This window comes from Sorangiineae bacterium MSr11954, from assembly GCA_037157815.1.
GTDB classification, from domain to species: domain Bacteria; phylum Myxococcota_A; class Polyangia; order Polyangiales; family Polyangiaceae; genus Pendulispora; species Pendulispora albinea.
The window spans coordinates 8,714,868-8,734,816 of record CP089984.1; the positions used below are offsets into that span (position 1 = coordinate 8,714,868).

The following is a 19,949-nucleotide window of genomic DNA, read 5'->3' on the forward strand; positions in this document are numbered from 1 at the left end:
ACTCGGGTACCTGCTAGGTATCGAGCTGCCATGAACGATTGGTCCCCCGAGAGTTGGAAGACGAAGGCACACGCGCAGGAGGTGAAATACGAGGACACGGCCGCCCTCGACGCGGCGGTCGCGCGGCTTCGCGAGCTGCCACCGCTCGTCACCTCGTGGGAGATCGAAAAGCTCAAAGGGCTGCTGGCCGACGCCCAGCTCGGAAAGCGCTTTTTGCTCCAGGGCGGCGATTGCGCCGAGACCGTCGCGGACTGCCGCTCCTCGGTCATCGCCAGCAAGCTGAAGATTCTCCTCCAGATGTCGCTGGTGCTCGTGCACGGCGCGCACAAGCCCGTCATCCGCGTGGGGCGCTTCGCCGGGCAGTACGCGAAGCCGCGATCCAAGGCGACGGAGACCAAGGGCGACGTGGAGCTCCCGAGCTACTTCGGGGACTTGGTGAATCGCCCGGAGTTCACGGCCCAAGCGCGGCGCGCCGATCCCAACTTGCTCCTGTCCGGCTACCAGCACGCGGCGCTCACCTTGAATTTCATCCGGTCGCTTTCGGCCGGCGGCTTCGCCGACGTGCACCACCCCGAGTACTGGGATCTCTCGTTCTTCAAGACCGCAGGCGTCCCCGAAGCGCTGCGCGAGCAATACGAGCAGACCGCGCGCCGCCTGGCCGACGCCCTACGCTTCATGGAGGCGCTCGGCGAGCGCACGGTGGAGGATCTCACGCGCGTCGACTTCTTCACCAGCCACGAGGGGCTGAACCTGCCCTACGAATCCGCGCAGACGCGCACGGTGCCGCAGTGGGCCGGTTGGTACGATCTGAGCACGCACTTTCCTTGGATCGGCGAGCGAACGCGCGCGCTCGATGGCGCGCACGTGGAGTTCTTCCGCGGCTTGAAGAACCCGGTGGGCGTCAAGATTGGCCCGCAGGCCTCGCCCGACGAGGTGGTTCGGCTGGTGGAGACCTTGAACCCCACGGACGAGCCGGGAAAAATGGCGCTCATCACGCGCATGGGATCCGCGCGGGTCGGGACGGCGCTTCCTCCGATCATCGAGGCGGTGAAGCGCTCGGGGCGGCGCGTGCTCTGGATCTCGGACCCCATGCACGGCAACACCGTGCAGACATCGTCGGGCTTCAAGACCCGCAATTTCGATCACGTTTTGCACGAGGTGGAGCAGACCTTCGAGATGCACGACGCCCTCGGGACCAACCTGGGCGGCGTGCACTTCGAGCTCACCGGCGAGGACGTGACCGAGTGCCTCGGCGGCGCGGCGGGCATCACCGAAAAAGACTTGGACCGCAACTATGCGAGCGTGTGCGATCCGCGGCTCAACTACCGTCAAGCGCTGGAGATGAGCTTCCGGATCGCGCGCTGGATGGAGCGCCGCAAAAACGGCCGATAGGCGTCTATTTTCCGCTGAAGGTCGCGGTGCGGCGTTCGATGAAGGACATGAGCCCCTCGCGCGCGTCCTCCGTGGCCATGAGGCGCTGAACCTCGGGCAAGAGGGCGCGCACGACCGCCTCGTCCTCGAAGGCGCGGCGCGCCGATTCGAGGGTGGCGGTCACGCCGAGGGGGGCTTGGGCGGCCACCGTCTCGGCCAGGGCAACGGCGCGCGCGAGCTGGGTGCCGTTCGCCACCACCTCTTGCACCAAACCAATGCGGTGGGCCTCTTCGGCGCCGAACTCGTCGCCGGTGAGCAGCCATCGCATGGCGTTGCCCCACCCCGCCGTGCGCACCAAGCGAAAGGTGGCGCCGCCAAAGGGATAAATACCGCGCTTGACTTCGATTTGCGCAAAGCGCGTATCGGCGGCGGCCACCACGATGTCCTGCGCCAGGCATAGCTCGATGCCCAAGGTCAGACATCGCCCATGAACGGCGATCACCGTCGGCTTGGTGCGCTTGGTCCCATGAATGCCCCATGGATCGATGGCGCCGTCGCCCAATGCAATCTTTCCCTCCGCCACCGCCGGCGCCACATTCGCAAGATCGAGCCCGCCCGTGAAGTTGTCCCCGTGGGCGAAGATCACGCCCACCCGAAGGCTGGGATCTTGCTCGAGCGCGCCAAACGCGTCGCCCAGCTCGCGCAGCATATCGAGATCGAAGGCATTCATCTTTTTGGGACGGTTCAACCCAATCAGAAACAGATGCCCGCGCCGCTCCGTCGTAATCTTTCGTTCGGTATTGGTCTCGCTCATGGATTGGTCTTATCATCGTCTTTGACGCACCGCGATTCCGTCCCTTTCGGCGAGCTTGTGCTGACGTCATCGTGACGTCTCGGATGATCGCCGCGATCAGGCTCACCCGATCCGGTTCACCATGATCCGTCCGATCATGTGCGCGGGAATGGCCCGTATTGAGCGCGGAATGCTCTTTGCGTAGGCAGGCGCGCTCGTCTTGCGCCGTGAGGGAAAAATCATGTCCAAGCTTCGGTTGTATCTCTTCGCATCGATCGTGGCATTCGCCATGCTGGCCTTTGGGGGGATCGCCCCGGCCAGCGACATTTTGGCCGGGGTGACCGCCGCCTTCACCAAAGGATCGGATTGGGGCTCGGGCTACGGAGGCAATTACGTCATTACCAATGGCGGCTCCACCGCCACGACCTCTTGGACCTTGGAGTTCGATCTCCCCGCCGGGCATCGCGTGGCGAGCCTTTGGGATGGCTCCTACACCACCAGCGGCCAACACGTGACGGTGAAGAACCTCTCGTGGAACGGCAACATCGCGCCGGGCGGCACCGCCGCCTTTGGATTCAACATTTCCTACTCGGGCGCATACTCCGCGCCCAGCGGCTGCCGCATCAACGGCGCCTCGTGCGACGGCGGCCCCACGAACCCGGACGCCGGCCCCACCGACGCGGGCAGGCCCGACACGGGACCCGGCGTTCCAAGCGCGCCCGGCACCCCGAGCGTCACCTCGGCCAACGATACGTCGATCGGGCTCTCGTGGACGGCGTCCTCGGGCACCGTCTCGGGCTACCGCGTCTACGAAGGCTCCACCGTGCGCGCGACCGTCACCAGCGGCACCGCCACCACGATTTCCAGCCTCGTAGCCTGCACCTCGCACACGTACGCCGTCACCGCCTTCAACGACGCGGGCGAGTCTGCGCGCAGCGGCGAGGTCACGGGCAGCACCACCGGCTGCCCCACCGGCCCCCTCCCGAAGCATTTCCTCACCGGCTACTGGCACAACTTCGTCAACCCCGCCGTGGAGCTGCGCCTGCGCGACGTGCCGAACGACTACGACGTCATCGCCGTGGCCTTCGCCGAGGCGACCGGCACCGCGGGCGCCGTCACCTTCGCCGTCGACTCCGGGCTATCGACCGCGCTCGGCGGCTACACCAATGCCGACTTCAAGGCCGACGTGCAAACGCTCAAGGCGCGCGGCAAGAAGGTCATCCTCTCGGTGGGCGGCGAGGCCGGCAACGTCTCCGTCAACAGCAGCACGGCCGCGACCAACTTCGCGAACAGCATGCGCACCTTGATCCAGGAGTTCGGCTTCGATGGCGTGGACATCGATTTGGAGAACGGGCTCAGTGCGACGTTCATGGCCCAGGCCCTTCGCTCGCTGCGCTCCCAAGTCGGCGCGAGCCTCATCATCACCATGGCGCCGCAAACCATCGACATGCAGTCCACCGGCGCCTCGTACTTCCAGCTCGCATTGAACATCAAAGACATCCTCACGGTGGTGCACACGCAATATTACAACTCCGGCTCCATGCTCGGCTGCGACCAATCGGCGGCCTACAGCCAGGGCACCGTGAACTTCCTCACCGCGCTCGCGTGCATCCAGCTCGAAAATGGCCTGCGCCCCGATCAAGTCGCGCTCGGGCTCCCGGCCGGTCCGGGGGCCGCGGGCGGCGGCGTGGTGGCACCTTCGGTGGTCAACAATGGGCTCGATTGCCTGGCGCGCGGGACCAATTGTGGATCTTTCCGTCCCCCGCGCACCTATCCTGGCATTCGAGGTGCGATGACCTGGTCGATCAACTGGGACGTCTCCAACGGCAACAACTTCGCCCGCACGGTTCGCCCCCACCTCGATACGTTGCCGTAATCGAAACACCTGGACAACCCCGCGCCGAATGGGCCACCTTCGTAGGAAATGCGCCCATTGCTCTCCAAGCGCCTTTGCGCACGGTTCGGGGTTGTCACCATCATCGCGTGCGGGGCCGTCGCGGGCTGCAGTGGCTCATCGGCGGCTCCCGTCGATCCGGGGACCGATGGAGGGGGCACCGACTCGGGTGGCGCGGACGCGGGCCGTGACGCACCGCCCCCGGGTGATTGCGACGATCAGCTGGACGAGATTGGCGAGCTGCGTAAAGCCGCCATCGTCTGCGATCCCCGGGGAATCATTCCGCCGTGCACGCAAGAGGTGCAGGACGTGTGCTGCCCGGCCACGGTGAGCGATCGCACATCGCCCGCGGCGCGCAGGTTGGAGGCGGCGGTCAAACAGTTCCGTGAGGCAGGCTGCAGCGCCTTCTGCACCGAGGGCGTTTGCAAAGGCGCATCGCGGCAATGCATCACCGGCTCGAGCGACAAGGGAATGTGCAAGCAGTAGCCGTCCCCATGTATGCTCCGCACCGATGACGGAGCTGAGAACCATCCCCAGTCGGGAGCTCCCGAAGACGCCGGCCAAGCGGCTCGAGCTCATCGCGGCCGTGCTCGCGAGCTTCATCGCGGCGCTGGCGCTCATCGTGTCGGCCTACTCCGCGTATTGGCAGCGCGTCCAGGCTCGCGCCTTGGTTTGGCCGTACTTGCAACTCGCCTCGTCGGACGTCACGGAGGACGGCAAGAGCGACTACCGCTTCCTGGTGCTCAATGGTGGAATTGGGCCCGCGCGCATCCGGTTCGTGGAGGTGACGGTCGATGAGAAGCCCGTTTCGACGTGGGACGAGGCCGTAAAAGAGCTCATCGGCGAACGCCCGCCGAACACGATGATTCGCAACAGCGTGCACGGCCGCATCGTCTCGGCCGGCACGAACGTCAACGCGGTGCACGTCATTGATCCGGAGGTCGCCAAAGCGGTCGCAGAGGCCCGCCACCGGTTGCAAATGCAAGTTTGTTACTGTTCGGTGTTGGACGAATGCTGGTTGGTGAGCTCGCACGAGGAGCCAGCCCCCATCACCAAGTGCCCCGCGCGGAGCACGTCGTTCAAAGATTGATGACGACCTTGCCGCTCGTGGCGCGCGAGGCCATGGCCCGATGCGCGTCGGCCGCGCGCGCGAGCGGAAAGCGCGCCCCCACGTGGACCTGGAGCGCGCCGGCGGCGACGAACGCAAAGAGCTCGTGGAGGGCCGCGCGACGAACTCCGTCGGGGAGCGCCATGAGCGAGAAGCCGGCATAGGCTTGGCCCTGCACCAGCAGACCGCGAAGCTGCTCGGTCGACAAACGCGGCTCGGTGAGACTATCCGCGCCGAAGACGATGAGCCGGCCGCCTTTCGCCAGCGCCCGCAGGCTCTCGTCCGCGTGGGCGCCGCCGCTCCTCTCGAACACCACGTCGGCGCCGCGCCCATCCGTCGCCGCGCGCACCTGGTCGGCCCACCCGCCCTCGGTGTAGTCGATGGCGGCATCCGCGCCGAGGCGTAGCGCGAGATCGCGCTTCTCCTTCGTGCTCGCGCCGGCGAGGACGCGCGCTGCGCCAAGGCGTTTGGCGAGCTGCACGGCCAGGTGCCCCGCCCCGCCCGCGGCCGCCGGGATGAGCACGGAATCCCCAGGCGCCACACGACCGCCGATGCGCAGCGCCAGCCACGCGGTGAGCGCCTGGACGGGCAGGGCGAGCGCTTCCTCGTCGCCCACGCCCTCGGGGATCTCCGTGACCTGGGCGGGCTCCGCCTCCACGTACTCCGCGAACGTACCCGGCGCGGAGACGGCGGCCACCACCCGGGTGCCCACCGCCGGTCCCTCGACGCCTTCGCCCAGCGCCTCCACCACCCCCGCGGCCTCGTAACCCGGCGTATAAGGCAGCGCGGCCAGCTTCGGATAACGGCCTTCCCGAATGAGAAGATCCGCGTAATTCATGCCCGCGGCGCGCACGCGAATCAAGATTCGTCCCGGCGCGGGGCGCGGATCCGGCACGTCTTCGAGCTGGAGGACATCGGGCGGACCAAAACGATGGATGCGAATGGCTTTCATGGGCTCCTCGTCCGTTGGGATCGCGGCCGCCATCGACCCCCTACGAACGGTCGGCGGCGTGCGACTGACTCAACACCTGTTGACTCAACACACGTAGAGCGTTTTGCGAACCAGGTCAACGCCTGTAGAGTGAATGGGTGACGAGCGCCGCCCGCCCCCTCAAACCCCGCGCCCAACGGCGCGCCGAGACCGAAGCACGGATCCTCGACACGGCACGCGCGCTGTTCTCCGACCTGGGCTACGACCGCACGACCATCCGCGCCATCGCCTCGCGCGCCGAGGTCGATCCGGCGCTGATCATGCAGTATTTCGGATCCAAGGACGCGCTCTTCGAAAAGGCTTCGTGCCTCCCCACCCAGGACGCCTTCACGAGCGGCCCCGACCGCCTCCTCGACGAGCTGCTGGAGGTGCTGGGCACCAAAATGACCGACTACTCCATGGACTCGGTGGCCACCCTTCGCTCCATGCTCACACACCCGCAGGCCGCCGAGCAGGTGCGCGACCGCCTCGACGCATACGTGGCCCGCATCAGCACGCAAATCGACGCGGACGACGCGCCGCTGCGCGCGGCCCTCATCATCGCCATCCACCGCGCCGTCATCATCGATCGCCACCTCTTACGCTACGCGCCCATTCGGGACGCATCCCCCGAGCACATCGTTCGCCTCTTGCAGCCGTGCCTGCGCGCGCTGATTCACCCGGGCAAAAAGAAGCGGAAGAAGAAGGGTAAGAAGAGCTAGGAAGGACGAACGAATCGGCTGTGGCCGCGGAACTTCGGGCGCGCGGGGGTGTCCTGCCTTATCGATGCTTTCCCACGAGCTCTCGCGCACCGCGTCTACCGCCTCCGCCTCGTCTACCGCCTCCGCCTCGTCTCCAGCGTCTGCCGCTCCTGCCGCTCCTGCCGCTCCTGCCGCTCCTGCCGCTTCTACCGCCTCTGCCAGCGCCCATCCGCTGAGGATCGTGCACCCCTCGCCCGCAGAGCCGGTGCTCGTGCCCGATCTGCTCCATGCATCGGCCCACACCCGAATCGACCTCGCGAACACGAAGCTCGCGATGGCGCTCGCGTTTGCGGGCGGCGCTTCGGGCGGTCTCTTCACCGATGCGCTCGATCGCGCCATGGTAGCGCCTTCGAGCTGGGATGCGGAGGCGTATGCGCGCGATCTGTTCCTGCCGCAGTTCGTCGCCCTTTGCTTCGAGGTCCGCATCGGCCAGGAGACGCCCGCCTTGGCCACGCGTCATTTGATCAAGGTGCTCCGCTGCCCGCCGGACGACGTGGCCACCATCCATCATCGCCGAACGATCCTGGCCGAGCTCGTAGCATCCCCGACCTTGCGGCGGTCGCTCGAACGTTCGTACCTCTCGCTGGGCCGATTTCGCGTGCTCCTCGAGGGCGCGACCGAGGGCGCGGGCTGGGATCCGAACCGCCGCCGGCTCGATATCCTCACCGCCATCAAAGAGCTCATCGACGGGATGGCCGAAGGCTTTGCGACGGCCCGCTCGGGGCTCGCGCGCCTCGGCGCCTTCGGGCGGCGCGTGCGAGCGGGCGAGCCCTATCGGGCGCTCTCCGATTTGCTCGACCACGACGCGAACCTCGCCACCGTAAACCTCACCGTGCGCGTCGGCGCCGATGGCAAGGTTCGCAACTTCGAAATCCTGGCGGTGCAGCCCAACGACGCAAACCCGTTCACCGGCTCGGTCTGGGGCCGCTGGCTCGCGAAGCTCGCGCTCTTCGTCCGCGGCTACCACTTCGGCGAGGACGAAATCGTGGCGCGGCTGATCGATACCGTGTTCGATGGCCTGCAAGACGACGTCGTCCACTTCGTGCAGTTGCTGGGCGACATGGAGTTTTACCTCGGCGCGCTGGGGTTTCGCGACCGCGCGCTGGCCGCGGGTCTCGATGTGTGCCTGCCCACCCTCGTAGGCCCCGAGCAGCCGAGGGCGCTCGAAGGACTCTTCAATCCGCTGCTCCTCGCGCACGGGGTCGCGCCCATTCCGTGCAATCTGCACACGGATCGGCACACCACCACGGTCCTGGTCACCGGGCCGAACTCGGGCGGGAAGACGCGACTCCTTCAATCGGTGGGCCTCTCGCAGCTGCTCGCGCAGTCGGGGGTGTTCGTCCCGGCGCGCGCAGGGACCATGGCCCTCGCGCGCGGCTTGGTCGTCTCGCTGCTTCAAGAGATGCGCGCGGATCAATCCGAAGGGCGGCTCGGGATGGAGCTCTCGCGAATTCGCGAGCTGTTCGAGCGATTGCCGCCGGGCGCCATGGTGCTCCTCGACGAGCTCTGCTCCGGAACGAATCCCTCGGAGGGCGAAGAGATCTTCGAGCTGGTGCTCCAAATGCTAGCGCGGCTCGAGCCGTTCGCCTTCATCACGACGCATTTCCTCGCGTTCGCCGCGCGCCTCGAGAAAACACGAAGCATCGCCCAGCTCCGCTTTTTGCGCGCGGAGCTCGGCGCCCAAGGCGACCCCACGTACCAATTCGTTCCCGGCGTGGCCCATACGTCGCTCGCGGGCCAAGCCGCCAAGAGGCTCGGTGTGACGCGCGATCAGCTGATGGATCTGGTCGAACGAAACATCCGGCGCATGCCCCACGCGCCAAAACAAAACGGCTAAAAGCGCCAACGCCAAATTGATATCGATCGATGTCGACCGTGATGTACGCGTGACCTCATTCGCCCACGTGCGCGCGCCTCGGATCTCGCCGATCGCACCATGGGATCGCGCGGATCGACCCTCCTTTTCGAGTCGCGCACGGGTGATTCGAGCCCCTCACGCGTTTGAACGGGCGCGCGCGGGCAAGTTGATCCCCTTCACCCGCGAAGGTGTTTTCGATACTCCCCGGGGGTCATCCCCGTCGTCCGAGAGAACAATCGTGAGAACGAGGGGACATCGTGGTAGCCCACACGATGGCATATCTCCGAGATATCCAATTTGGTCCCCTCCAAGAGCCACCGCGCGCGTTCGAGCCGCTTTTCCTGAACCCACTTCCCGGGGCTCGTTCCAAGCTCCTCCGAGAACCGGCGGGCGAGCGTCCGCGGGGACATCCCTAGCCTGCGCGCCAAAAAGTCGAGGCTGAGCTCCTCGAGGCTGCCCTTCGCGACTGCGTTCAGCTTCTTCTCGAACGGCTCGCGTTGCTCCGGCAAGACCATCTCGTAAGGGGACTGGAACTCGCGCATCGGCGGCAGCACCATCAGCTTGCGAACCATGCGCTCTTCCTTTGCGAACCCCAAATCGACCAGCATCGTCGTCACCAGATCGAGCCCCGCGAACCCCGCGCCGCTGGTGTAAATGCGCCCCTGGCGAATCACGAGGCGCGAAGGCTGCCATCGCACCCGAGGAAATCGGCGGCTCGTCGCGTCCTTGAGCCACCACGAGATGGTGGAGCGCTTGCCATCGAGCACCCCCGCCCCCGCGAGAAAGTAGGGCGCCGCGCAGATGGCGGCGATGGTCGCATCCTCCTCGATGGCGCGATCGATGAAGGGGGTGACATACGGGAGCTCCCCGTCGAGGAGGTTCACGGTCTCGTGGGGGTCGATGGTGGCCGTCGCCAGCAGCACCAGCACATCGACCTTGCGCGAAGGCTTCGTTCGCGCCGAAAAGACGATCCCCGACTTCGAGACGGCGCGCGGTACCCGCGACACGAACTCGAACGAGAACGCCGGCGATGCGCGCACCGCGTTCACGGTCTGCAGGGTTTCGACCAGGGCGGCGGCGATCGCCGAGTAGAACGAGGGCTGCAAGTAGAAGGCGACGTGCACGATGGCTATTTTGGCACATCATTTGTCAAGATTGCCAGCTGGTGAGCGCCCCGGCGGGGCCCAAATTCAATGGCACCATGAAAGCCATCGTCTTCGACCGCATCGGTTCTCCCCTGGACGTGCTCCGGCTCCGCGATGTGCCCGCCCCCAGCGCCGGCCCCGGCCAGGTGTTGGTGCAGGTGCGTTCGGCGTCCATCAACCCCGGGGATTTCCTCTTCATCCAATCGCTCTACCCCGACCCGAAGAAGCCCCGGCTGCCGCAAATCGCAGGCCAGCACGGCGCCGGCACCATCGTCGCAGCCGGAGATGGCGTCTCGCTCGCGCCCGGCAGCCTGGTGGCATTCAGCTACCAAAACGTATGGGCCGAGCACACCGTCGTGCCCGTCGAATGGTTAATCCCCTTACCGGCCGAATACCCGCTCGAGAAGGCGGGTCAGTTCATGAACCTCATCACCGCCTGGGATCTGCTCGAGGAAGCGAAGGTCGCGCCGGGGCAGTGGCTCGCGCTCACCGCGGGCAACTCCACGGTGGCCACCATGGTGGCACAAATGGCGCGGCGGCGCGGCATCCACGTCGTATCCATCGTGCGCCGGACCCAACCCGAGGTCGACTTGAAGGACTTCGGCGCCTCGGCCGTCATCGATCTCTCCGAGCAACGCGATCCCATTGGCGAGCAGCTGGCGGAGCTCACGCGCGGTCAGGGGCTTTCGGCCATCATCGATCCGGTTGGCGGGCCGCTGGTCGGGGATCTGGTGCGCGCGTTGGCGTGGGCCGGACGGCTCGTCATCTATGGCGGTTATGGCAACGATCGATTCGCGCTGCACAACTTCGATATCCTCATGAAGGACGTACGCATTGGCGCCTACGTTTACCGCTACTTCTTCGATCCCCCGAAAAAAAGCGACTCCACCGTGCTCGAGGCGATCACCGAGCTGGCGCAAAGCCCCGACTTCCGGGTGCGCGTGGGGGGCACGCACCCCCTCGAAGACTTCGAGCGGGCCGTTCGTGAGAGCTGGGAGCGCCCCGAGCAAGGAAAGCGCTTCTTCGTGGCCGAAGGAGGGTACCGCTAGCCGCGCGGCGGCGGCGCGAAATCTCGGCGGAACGCGAGCGCACGTTCGCGCGACTCCGCGGCGGGCGCGCACGCATGATGGGGCGCGGCGGATGCACCGAAGCGCGCGCACGTGCGACCCTGTGGCGGGCGCGCACGCGTGACGGGCGCGGCGGATACACCGAAGCGCACGCATCCGCGGCCCGTGGCGGGCACGCACGCGTGATGGGCGCGGCGGATGCACCGAAGCGCACGTACGTGCGACCCTGTGGCGGGCGCGCACGCGTGATGGGCGCGGCGGATGCACCGAAGCGCACGCATCCGCGACCCCGTGGCGGGCACGCACGCGTGATTGGGCGCGGCGGACGCACCGACGCTCACGCATCCGCGGCCCGCGGCGGGCGTTTCGAGTAGCCAGTTGGTTCAAGAGGCGGGGCCGACCGGGGCCTAGGTTTCCCGCATGGCACCTCTCGTCGTACTGGTTGCAACATTTCTCGTGCTTCTCCTTTTGGGCCGCTTCGGCGTTCGAGCGCTCCGCGATCCGCTCGTGTGCCTTCGCGGGGCGCTCTGCGCCATGTTCCTGCTCACGGCGTCCGCACACTTTGGCAGCCGCCGCCCGGACCTCGTTCGAATGGTTCCTTCCATGGTTCCCCATCCGGAGTTTTGGGTCACCTTCACCGGCGTCGCTGAAATCGCCGGCGCCGTCGGGCTCCTACTCCCACGCCTCGCACCGTGGGCCTCCGCGGGGCTCACGCTCCTTCTCCTCGCCGTCTTCCCCGCGAACCTTCATGCCGCCAGCCACCACTTGACCATCGGCGGCGTCCCCGTACCTGCGGCCGGGCCGCGCACCCTCATCCAGCTCGTTTTTCTCGCGGCCGTCCTCGCGGCCGGCTTCGGCCACCGATGGCGCGCGCGCGGCCCGGCGAAAGGTCATGACTCCGCCGTCGACTCGGCGCCCTAGGCCCTCCCCGCCACGGTGCCGAACATCACCACGTCGTCCCAGCGCTGCCACGCGACCCCCGTCTCCTCGAACCCCGCCTGACGAAGCGCGGCCAGGTGATACGCCAAGGTGATCGGCTCCTCGCCATGCCGTGCACCGAACCTGCGGCCGCGCTCCTCCCACGCGCCCGCGAAGGTGGCGTCGTGCGCGATCGCGTCCCACCACCCTTCCCAGGTCGCGGCGCCGCGCGCGTCTGCCTCGACGTGCATCTGCTCGCGCGACCTCGCGACGACGCGCGCGAGGGCCTGCTCGCCGGGGGCCGGGGCCACGTGATCACCGTTGACGAGGACGCCGCCGGGTCGAAGCAGCCGCGCCGCCTCGCGGTAGACGCGGACGAGCTCGTGGCTCCCGAGCCAGTGGAGCGCCGTGGTGCTCACCACGGCGTCGAAGCTCGCGGGCGCCTCGTCCTTCCACCATCCGGAGAGGCGCAGATCCGACTCGAGAAAGCGGCGGCGCGGATCCTCGCGGTGCGCCGTTCGCGCGATCGCGAGCAGCACCGGATCGTAGTCGACCCCCACCACTTGCGCCTTTGGAAAGCGCTCGGCCAAGCGCGCCCCCAGGCTGCCGGGACCGCACGCGAGATCGAGGATTTTCGCGTCCGCGCGGCACGTCGCGGCCAGCAGATCGCCGATGACGGCGAAGCGCTCCTCGCGCCGTTCGATGTAGCGATCTTGCTGCGTGTCCCAGCGCGAAAGCCAATCACGGGCGCCCTCGAGCGAGAGGGATGCGGTCGAATTCGGGTTCATGCTCGTCTCCTTCGTCGTGTGTTCCTGGGTGACCATGGGGCACGCCGCCGGAAGCGATAAGCATCAAAAATGTGATACACACTATCCTTTATGAAACTCACCGCCAGCTCGGTCACGCTCGAGTGGAGCGACGTTCGCATCTTCCTCGCCGTCGCCGTGAGCGGCAGCTACGCCAAGGCGGCGCGCCGCACGGGGGTCAGCGTCATGACGGTGGGGCGCCGCATCCAGGCCCTGGAATCGTCGCTCGGCGTGCGGCTGGTGGAGCGCCTTCCCAATGGCTACCGGCCCACGTCCGAGGGGCACGCGCTCCTGCCGGCCGCCACCCAGATGGCCGCCGCCGCCGATGATTTGCTGAGGACCGCCAGCCGCCGCGATCCGCGCGTGGTGCGGCTGTCGGCCACCGAGTGGGACTCCATGTTCGTCGTGCGCCACGTTCGCGCGCTCCGCGCCCTCGTTCCGCGCCTCGACCTGGAGGTGCAGATGGCGCATCAACCCCCGAGCCTCGCCCGGCGCGAGATCGATCTGGTGCTCATCGAGAACCTTCCGCAGGAGGGCGCTCTGGTCTCGCGCCGGCTGGGCGCCATGGCCTTCGCCATTTATGGCTCGGCGGCCTATGTCGCGCGCAACAAGCACGCCCGCGACGAGAAGAAGCGCTTCTCCAAGTGCGATTGGGTCGGCTTCGACGCCGAGCACGAATACATGCCCGTATCCCGCTGGCTCACCGAGCGCCGGCGCGCGCCGGCCACCTACCGATTCACCAACGCCGTCGCCATCCTCGAGGGCGTGCGCGCCTCCGTGGGCTTGGCGCTCCTCCCCTGCTGGATCGCCGACTCCGAACCAAACCTGATCCGCCTATCCCCCCCGCTGGACGATCCGACGCACCCCACGTTCGCGCTCTTCGCAGCCGACCGCCGGCGCGATCCCATTTTGCGCGCCGCGGTCGACGGGCTCGCCCGCGTCTACCGGGCCGAGGCCGGCGCGCTGCGCGGTGAAAAGGCGTAACGAACCGAGCGCGGTGCGCAGAGGCGGGGCGTGGTATCGTTCACCCCCGCATGGCCCGCCCCTTTCACTACGCCTTCCTCGTCCGAGATCTCGAATCCACGCGGCGCTTCTATGGATCGATCCTGGGCTGTCCGGAGGGCCGGAGCACGGAGACGTGGGTCGACTTCGACTTTTTCGGTAACCAAATCTCCGCCCATGTGAACGACGTCCTCCCGGCGCCCATCCCGTGCGGGCACGTGGATCAGGTCGTCGTACCGATCCCTCACGCGGGGGCGGTCCTGGATTGGGACGAGTTCCAGGCGCTGGCCAAGCGGCTCCAGGATGCCCAAATTGCGTTCCTCATTGCCCCCATGATCCGGTACGCGGGCCGCCCCGAGGAGCAAGCGACGATGTTCTTCACGGACTTCAGCGGCAATGCGATCGAGCTCAAAGCGTATCGCCACCCCGAGCACGTCTTTTCGATGTGAACGATCCCCTTGAACACGGGCCACTTCGGCATTAGTCACTGCCGGGTGAGAGCCGTCGTCTACCGAAGCTACGGGCCCCCCAGCGTACTTTCGCTCGAGAACGTGGACGACGCGCACGAGCGCTCCGCGCCCGGCCGAGGCGAGCTTCGGGTGCGCGTGTTCGCCGCGTCCCTCAACCCGAAGGACGTGCTCGTTCGCAAGGGGAAGTACAAGCTGTTCACGGGCCATCGCTTTCCCAAAGGGCTCGGCTACGACTACGCGGGCGAGGTCGTAGCGTGCGGGCGCTCGGCCGGATTCTTTGCCAACAAGGACCGCGTGTTCGGGATGATCCAAACGTGGGACGGCGGCACCTGCGCCGAGTACATCACGGTGCGCGCGGAGGAGTGCGCGCGCATCCCCGACTCGCTCGGGTGGGAAGAGGCCGCCGCCATTCCCCTGGCCGCGCAGACCGCCTTGCAAGCGCTGCGCGACGTCGCCAAGGTCCGACTGGGCACGCGGGTCCTCATCCACGGCGCATCGGGCGGCGTCGGCACCTTCGCCATTCAAATCGCAAAAGCGCTCGGCGCCCACGTCACCGCCGTATCGAGCTCCCCGAACCACGATCTTTGCCGCACCCTCGGCGCCGACGAAACCATCGACTACCAAACCTCGTCCCCCTTCGCGGCCGCGCGCGGATACGACACCATCTTCGACGTCTTCGGCAACCGCACCTTCACCGAAGCCCGCCGCGCCCTCCATGGCCGCGGCACCTATGTCACCACGGTGCCGAGCCGCCGCACATTCCTCGATATCGCCAAAACCCTCGGCGCACCGCAACGGGCGCGCCTGGTCAAGGTTCGCTCCAAAGGCTCCGATCTCGCCTACCTCGCCATGCTCGCCGAGCAAGGCCGACTCCGTTCCATCATCCACCGCGTCTTCGATCTCCACGACGTCCAGGCCGCGTCCACCCAAATCGAAACCAAACGAACGCGCGGTAAAGTCGTTCTACGGATCCGCGAAATGCCCTCGGACCGGTCGGCCGGAACAATCTCCGCGGCGCAAAGCCCGTAACATTTTACCACAGTTGTGACGTCCGTCGCTTTGCCATGTCCGTTTGCCGCCCCGGCGGGCGCGGCGAGCGAGGCGCGCGTGAAACGTTCGAGAAACCCCGAACGGCGACCGCGATAGAGTCAATCGCCGCGCGCCTACGGCGCAGGTGGTGCGGAACTTGAAGTTGGGCGGTGCACGAAAGGGGGGTTGTTGACCGCCAAAGCACCCGACGTTCGAAATCCGTTAAAACCGACGGAGGTCGATTCGTTCGGTGCTCCAAGGCCTTTGGAGGCAATTCATGATTCGACGATCGACGACCGTAAAATCGTTTTTTGGCATCTTTGCAATCCTGAGCGGCAGCATCGTGGCAGGCTGCGCGTCGGAGGATGCTCCGGGCTCGGGTTCGAGCGCGGGTGAGAATGCGACCGAGAGCAAAGGCCTCTCCTCGTCCCTCGAGAGCGCCGTCGCGACCAAGCCGCCGCCCCCCACCACGTGCAACGGCCCTTCGCACCTCGCGTGCAGCAGCAAAGACGAGCACTGCGAGCTCCCCGCCGGAGCCTGCGCCACCGCGACAGACGCCACGGGTACATGCGCGATCACGCCGGTCGCGTGCACGCGGGAGTACAACCCCGTTTGCGGTTGCGACGGAAAAACGTACGCCAATGACTGCGAGCGCCGCGCGAACAAGGTGCAGATCGACACGACGGGCGCGTGCAAGCCGCCGCCGCCCACCACGTGCAACGGGCCTTCGCAAATCGCGTGTGGTAAGGGCGAATATTGCGAGCTGCCGGCCGGTACCTGCCATACGTCGTCGAAGGCCGAGGGGACGTGCAAGACCACGCCGGCGGCTTGTACCTTCGAGTACAATCCGGTTTGCGGCTGCGACGGCAAGACATATTCGAACGACTGCGCGCGCGCAGTTGCGCATGTGCAGCTCGCCCATCCGGGAGCGTGCGGCGGCAAGCAGTCGCTCTAAAGCCACGGCGGACGGCGGCGAAGGGGGCTTCTCCGGCCCTTCGCCGTCTTCTTCAGGGGCACGCGACTGCGTCGATCGCGACGTATCCGTTCGGGAATGGACGGGTTCAGCAGACGAGCATGGCGCGGGAGGCTCGCAGACCATGGGGTTAGTTTCAATCCCGCTCTCTGCCGGGTAGAATCATGCGTACTGATCATGCGGTGGTACATGGTAGACGAACCGGTACGGCATGATAATGGCCATCTCCGTTCGAGTGTACCCTCGAAGGTGTTTCGCTTCTATTTGCCGGATAGAACACACGTCCCTCTTGCCGCATTACACCGACGATCGCGCCTAGCCCGACCGCAACCTCACCAACGATCCACATACGATACTCGCTTACAGCGAGCTCCGCCTGCAGCTCACTACGATAGATGCCATCGGGTTGGCTCTTCACGGACGCGACGAGTCGATTGAGCAGCATCATCTCAGGTTGAATCTCGTGTGACGTTGACGCAGACGATACGTACCGTATGGAGCGCCGAGCTCCGACGCGATAAATTGCACCCATAGCCAGCGCAGCAAAGCTCGCAAATCTAAATCGCGTATCACTGAAAGCGAGTTGAGACTTCAGAGCCCTTGGCGAAACGCCGTTCGCGGCGTTTGTTACCAGGTCAACCAATTTACATTTGTCCGGCAACAGCGTTCGCGCGTATTGCCCGATATTTTCTGCGTGGACTACGATTCGCGGCGGTGGCATCAGATATCTCACGCCGTCAAACGTTCGGCTGACAACTCGTTGTGCGGCAATCGCGTTCCGGCACGCCAGCACGAACGCAGATATTTCTGGGTTGCCAATGGCCTTGCGTAACGACGCGATCGAAATGCCCCGCTCGGTCCTGCTGACGACCGCTGCGATTCGGGCGGTCAAGTCCACGAGCACGCTTTTATCTCGTACCGCGATGGGAAAGTACATCGCGTCCTGCGTGTGCCCCCAGCGCACAATGAGCCCTATCCTTGTTGCAGCGCGACAAGCCGCATGGACATCGACGCTTGGCGCGGAAATGTGTGCGTAAAGGTCCTTCGGGAGAATACCTGACGGATGCTGATTCACGATTGACGTGACGCGCTCGACGAGCGTGCGATTCGAAATCGGCGCACATGTCAACAGCACGTGAACAGCGAATTCGTTCACGGCCCGAGGTAGCTCCTCAGGCGGCACCGTGAAGACATCCCGAGCGAACCTCTCGCTAAGTTGACGGATGATCGATAGGTCGGTCATGGCATACTCTTGTTGTACGTGTCCATCACTACACATCTTCTTGGTCACGCCAGAGGTATCCCAAATCGTTGAGCACCTCATACGTGGACACCGGCTCGCCCCCATCGGCTCTCCCTATTCGTCACGATGCCGGCCTCGTTCGCCCGGCCCGCCCACATCGAGCAATCTCTTACAAATGGACCCTCGCGGGATTGACGTGCTCCCATCTTCGAGTCCAATCGAGCCACGAAAATCCTTCCCCCAGCACAAACCGGTGGCGAAGCTCGCGCCGCAGAGCAGGATTGCAGGACGCACCTGCCGAAGCGCTTTACGGCTCATTCGAGCGGATACGGGTCGAGCGTTTTGTCTTCATCCTTGATGCTTGGCTCGGTGGGCGGGGCCGGGGGCACGCCTGGAGGCGTCGGATCGACGTCGCGATCGTACTCGCGAGTTCTCTCGTCGACGGAACCAGAGCGCTCGGCGTCCATCATAGCATCGATAGTCGCCTGGCTTACGGACTCCTGAACGTGGTGGTCGAAGTCGACCAAGCACGCCCTCCCGTCACGTTCCCGTAAAATCGCATTGCCGACCTTCTTATATCCGCTTGGGAGATTCACGCCATTAGCGACGTTGATTGCTCTTGTGGTCATGAGCATGTCCTAGAGTGAGGTTTTTGCGACCTGGCTGGGGCGAGCGAGGCTCAGATGGGCAGCGGTATGCGCGCGGATTGGTGACATTGATCCCGCACGTTACACTGCTCTGATCCTCGCTCGCCCCCGCCAGGCCGCTCTGGAAAAACGATTGAAATTAGAATTTGACGCGACCTTGCCGGAGTGAGCGAGGGCCGGACATATGCTACGCATGTAGAGGGGCCGGCTGCTCAGCTAACCCATACATTGACGGAGGCCTGGACGAGATCTGGAGAGTGACTTCCGGAAAGGACAATATGCAGGCGTTCTGCCGGACCTCGCTCACTTCGACTAGGTTGCGTATCGCATTGGTCACCCTGTATCTCACCGCCCGCTCCGCCTAACGGCTAGCGACGACGTGGTATTTCATTTATAGTTGTTCACCATGACAAGTACGGCGGTTGGGGAACCTCGTTTCGTTGACGTTTTGGGTGGCACGTTGATCGTCGGGGGGAAGTCGATTCCTATTGAACCCGAAACGACGGCGCTGATTGTGCGGGAAGGTGCGGACGACTTCCCCGAAGATAGTGTCGTTCGTATACCGATTCACGATCGCAAGGTCAGCGAAATTCATGCAGAGTTGACCGTGACACGGGACGGCGTGCGGATTCGTGACCTGCGGTCGACAAATGGAACCGTCGTGGACGGCGTTCCGGTAACAGAAGCGTTCTTACGTAAAGGGCATAGAATTCGTGTAGGCGAAACCGAGCTGCAATTTCTGCCCGCAGCCGCTGCAACCACGGTCGACCTGGAGACGGATGAAACATTTCCTCCGCTCGTCGGAACAGCATCATCAATGCGAAAATTCTATCGCAAGCTGAGCCGGGTTGCACCGACGGAGTTTACCGTTCTGGTTACCGGGGAGACTGGAACCGGAAAGGAGCTCGTTGCTCAAGCGATCCATGAGGCGAGCCGCCGCGCGAAGGGACCTTATGTGGTTATCGATTGCGGTGCTATCAACTTATCGCTAGCGGAGAGTCTCCTATTTGGGCACAAAAAGGGTGCGTATACGGGTGCAGCCGACCGACAACCTTCGCCGTTCGAAGACGCGGATGGAGGTACTTTGTTTCTCGACGAGATAGGCGAACTCCCGCTCGAAACTCAGTCAAGGCTTCTGCGGGTCCTCCAAGAGCGTCAGGTCAAATCGGTAGGGGACAACTTCTATCGGCGGGTCGACGTCCGCATCATTGCCGCTACCCGCCGGAACCTTGAGAAGGAAGTCAATGAAGGCAGATTTCGAGTTGACCTCTTCCATCGACTGATGGTGTTGCAGGTTCAGGTTCCTCCGCTACGAGATCGGCTCGACGACATTCCGGCTCTCGTCGAGCTGTTTACCCGAAAGTTAGGCCACGAGGGAGCCTTTGCTCGAATTTCCCACGAGTCGCTCCTCCAAATGACGACCTACGACTGGCCAGGCAACGTGCGCGAGCTGCTAAACGTCGTCGCGAGGGGTCTGGCGTTCGCCCCCGATGTCGGTCCGATCCATCTCGAGCTGCCAAAGGCTGGCGCGAACCCGTTGGAGGAGCAGGCGAATACTTATCCAGTCGCTCTGCTCGCATTCAAGCGAGCATACTGGACGAACGTGCACACGCTATGCGGGGGCAAATACAAGAATATGGTTTCACTGGCGGGCCTGTCGAAAACGGCAATATCCAAACATCTCGCCGTTCTCGGGCTGTCGAAGGATTCAAAAGGCTGAGAGAATCGACCATGCTCGGACGTAAGAGCACGTATCGTGCCAACGCAGTGACCCGCGCGCTACACCCAATTTTTAAGTATCTCTCTTCTTTGAGGCGCCGAGGTGCGGTCCACATTTGTGGACTGAGAGAAACCATTTGGTTTACTGCGTTCAATCGACATCTTCGCACAAGGT

Annotated in this window: 19 protein-coding genes; 13 read left to right on the forward strand and 6 right to left on the reverse strand. The window is 65.0% G+C overall.

Annotated features, from left to right (window positions below; translation table 11 throughout):
* The first annotated feature begins 30 nt into the window (after positions 1-30).
* The gene (locus LZC94_33900) at positions 31-1,392 is read left to right on the forward strand and encodes a 3-deoxy-7-phosphoheptulonate synthase (protein WXB12833.1); all 1,362 of its coding nucleotides are present in this window, start codon (positions 31-33) and stop codon (positions 1,390-1,392) included.
* 4 nt (positions 1,393-1,396) lie between these two features.
* Here LZC94_33900 and LZC94_33905 read toward each other — a convergent pair whose 3' ends face one another.
* The gene (locus LZC94_33905; GenBank protein WXB12834.1) at positions 1,397-2,185 is read right to left on the reverse strand and encodes a crotonase/enoyl-CoA hydratase family protein; all 789 of its coding nucleotides are present in this window, start codon (positions 2,183-2,185) and stop codon (positions 1,397-1,399) included.
* Between the two features lie 220 nt (positions 2,186-2,405).
* Here LZC94_33905 and LZC94_33910 point away from each other — a divergent pair, with 220 nt between their 5' ends.
* The 3 genes from LZC94_33910 to LZC94_33920 are packed head-to-tail and all read left to right on the forward strand — an operon-like array spanning position 2,406 to position 5,148.
* Positions 2,406-4,040, forward strand: a complete 1,635-nt coding sequence (locus tag LZC94_33910) for a cellulose binding domain-containing protein (protein WXB12835.1) — start codon at positions 2,406-2,408, stop codon at positions 4,038-4,040.
* Between the two features lie 48 nt (positions 4,041-4,088).
* Positions 4,089-4,544: a hypothetical protein gene (locus tag LZC94_33915; GenBank protein WXB12836.1), complete on the forward strand. Its 456-nt coding sequence runs from the start codon at positions 4,089-4,091 to the stop codon at positions 4,542-4,544.
* Between the two features lie 25 nt (positions 4,545-4,569).
* Positions 4,570-5,148, forward strand: a complete 579-nt coding sequence (locus LZC94_33920; protein ID WXB12837.1) for a hypothetical protein — start codon at positions 4,570-4,572, stop codon at positions 5,146-5,148.
* Here the strand turns inward: LZC94_33920 and LZC94_33925 are convergent.
* The gene (locus tag LZC94_33925) at positions 5,138-6,118 is read right to left on the reverse strand and encodes an NADPH:quinone oxidoreductase family protein (GenBank protein ID WXB12838.1); all 981 of its coding nucleotides are present in this window, start codon (positions 6,116-6,118) and stop codon (positions 5,138-5,140) included. The genes LZC94_33920 and LZC94_33925 overlap by 11 nt on opposite strands.
* Before the next feature lie 137 nt (positions 6,119-6,255).
* On the opposite strand from LZC94_33925, the gene LZC94_33930 reads away from it, so the two are divergent.
* Both LZC94_33930 and LZC94_33935 read left to right on the forward strand, forming a co-directional pair.
* The gene (locus tag LZC94_33930; protein WXB12839.1) at positions 6,256-6,858 is read left to right on the forward strand and encodes a TetR family transcriptional regulator; all 603 of its coding nucleotides are present in this window, start codon (positions 6,256-6,258) and stop codon (positions 6,856-6,858) included.
* 220 nt (positions 6,859-7,078) lie between these two features.
* Entirely contained in the window at positions 7,079-8,734 is a 1,656-nt protein-coding gene (locus LZC94_33935; GenBank protein WXB12840.1) for a DNA mismatch repair protein, read from the forward strand.
* Between the two features lie 197 nt (positions 8,735-8,931).
* Here the strand turns inward: LZC94_33935 and LZC94_33940 are convergent, their stop codons facing one another.
* Positions 8,932-9,879, reverse strand: coding sequence for a helix-turn-helix domain-containing protein (locus LZC94_33940; GenBank protein WXB12841.1), 948 nt, complete (start codon positions 9,877-9,879; stop codon positions 8,932-8,934).
* 41 nt (positions 9,880-9,920) lie between these two features.
* On the opposite strand from LZC94_33940, the gene LZC94_33945 reads away from it, so the two are divergent.
* Together LZC94_33945 and LZC94_33950 are read left to right on the forward strand one after the other, a co-directional pair.
* Entirely contained in the window at positions 9,921-10,949 is a 1,029-nt protein-coding gene (locus LZC94_33945; protein ID WXB12842.1) for a zinc-binding dehydrogenase, read from the forward strand.
* A 438-nt stretch (positions 10,950-11,387) separates the two neighbouring features.
* Entirely contained in the window at positions 11,388-11,888 is a 501-nt protein-coding gene (locus LZC94_33950; protein WXB12843.1) for a DoxX family protein, read from the forward strand.
* Here LZC94_33950 and LZC94_33955 read toward each other — a convergent pair.
* On the reverse strand, positions 11,885-12,673 hold the full coding sequence (locus tag LZC94_33955; protein ID WXB12844.1) for a class I SAM-dependent methyltransferase: 789 nt from the start codon (positions 12,671-12,673) through the stop codon (positions 11,885-11,887). The two genes, LZC94_33950 and LZC94_33955, sit on opposite strands and share 4 nt — an antisense overlap.
* Positions 12,674-12,763: 90 nt before the next feature.
* Between LZC94_33955 and LZC94_33960 the strand changes: the two genes are divergently transcribed.
* The 4 genes from LZC94_33960 (at position 12,764) to LZC94_33975 (ending at position 16,147) form a co-directional block, all read left to right on the forward strand.
* Complete coding sequence (locus tag LZC94_33960) at positions 12,764-13,675, forward strand: LysR family transcriptional regulator (GenBank protein WXB12845.1); 912 nt, start codon at positions 12,764-12,766, stop codon at positions 13,673-13,675.
* A gap of 50 nt (positions 13,676-13,725) precedes the next feature.
* A complete protein-coding gene (locus LZC94_33965; GenBank protein WXB12846.1) occupies positions 13,726-14,142 on the forward strand; it encodes a VOC family protein in 417 nt (138 codons plus the stop codon).
* 45 nt (positions 14,143-14,187) lie between these two features.
* Positions 14,188-15,192, forward strand: coding sequence for an NAD(P)-dependent alcohol dehydrogenase (locus tag LZC94_33970; GenBank protein ID WXB12847.1), 1,005 nt, complete (start codon positions 14,188-14,190; stop codon positions 15,190-15,192).
* 277 nt (positions 15,193-15,469) lie between these two features.
* Complete coding sequence (locus LZC94_33975; GenBank protein ID WXB12848.1) at positions 15,470-16,147, forward strand: hypothetical protein; 678 nt, start codon at positions 15,470-15,472, stop codon at positions 16,145-16,147.
* A 193-nt stretch (positions 16,148-16,340) separates the two neighbouring features.
* On the opposite strand, the gene LZC94_33980 is transcribed toward LZC94_33975, so the two are convergent.
* Positions 16,341-17,408 carry a hypothetical protein gene (locus tag LZC94_33980; protein ID WXB12849.1) on the reverse strand — a complete coding sequence of 356 codons (1,068 nt, stop codon included), beginning with the start codon at positions 17,406-17,408 and terminating at the stop codon, positions 16,341-16,343.
* 314 nt (positions 17,409-17,722) lie between these two features.
* Positions 17,723-18,037 carry a hypothetical protein gene (locus LZC94_33985; protein ID WXB12850.1) on the reverse strand — a complete coding sequence of 105 codons (315 nt, stop codon included), beginning with the start codon at positions 18,035-18,037 and terminating at the stop codon, positions 17,723-17,725.
* A 424-nt stretch (positions 18,038-18,461) separates the two neighbouring features.
* Between LZC94_33985 and LZC94_33990 the strand changes: the two genes are divergently transcribed.
* Complete coding sequence (locus LZC94_33990) at positions 18,462-19,775, forward strand: sigma 54-interacting transcriptional regulator (protein ID WXB12851.1); 1,314 nt, start codon at positions 18,462-18,464, stop codon at positions 19,773-19,775.
* Positions 19,776-19,949: the final 174 nt, after the last annotated feature.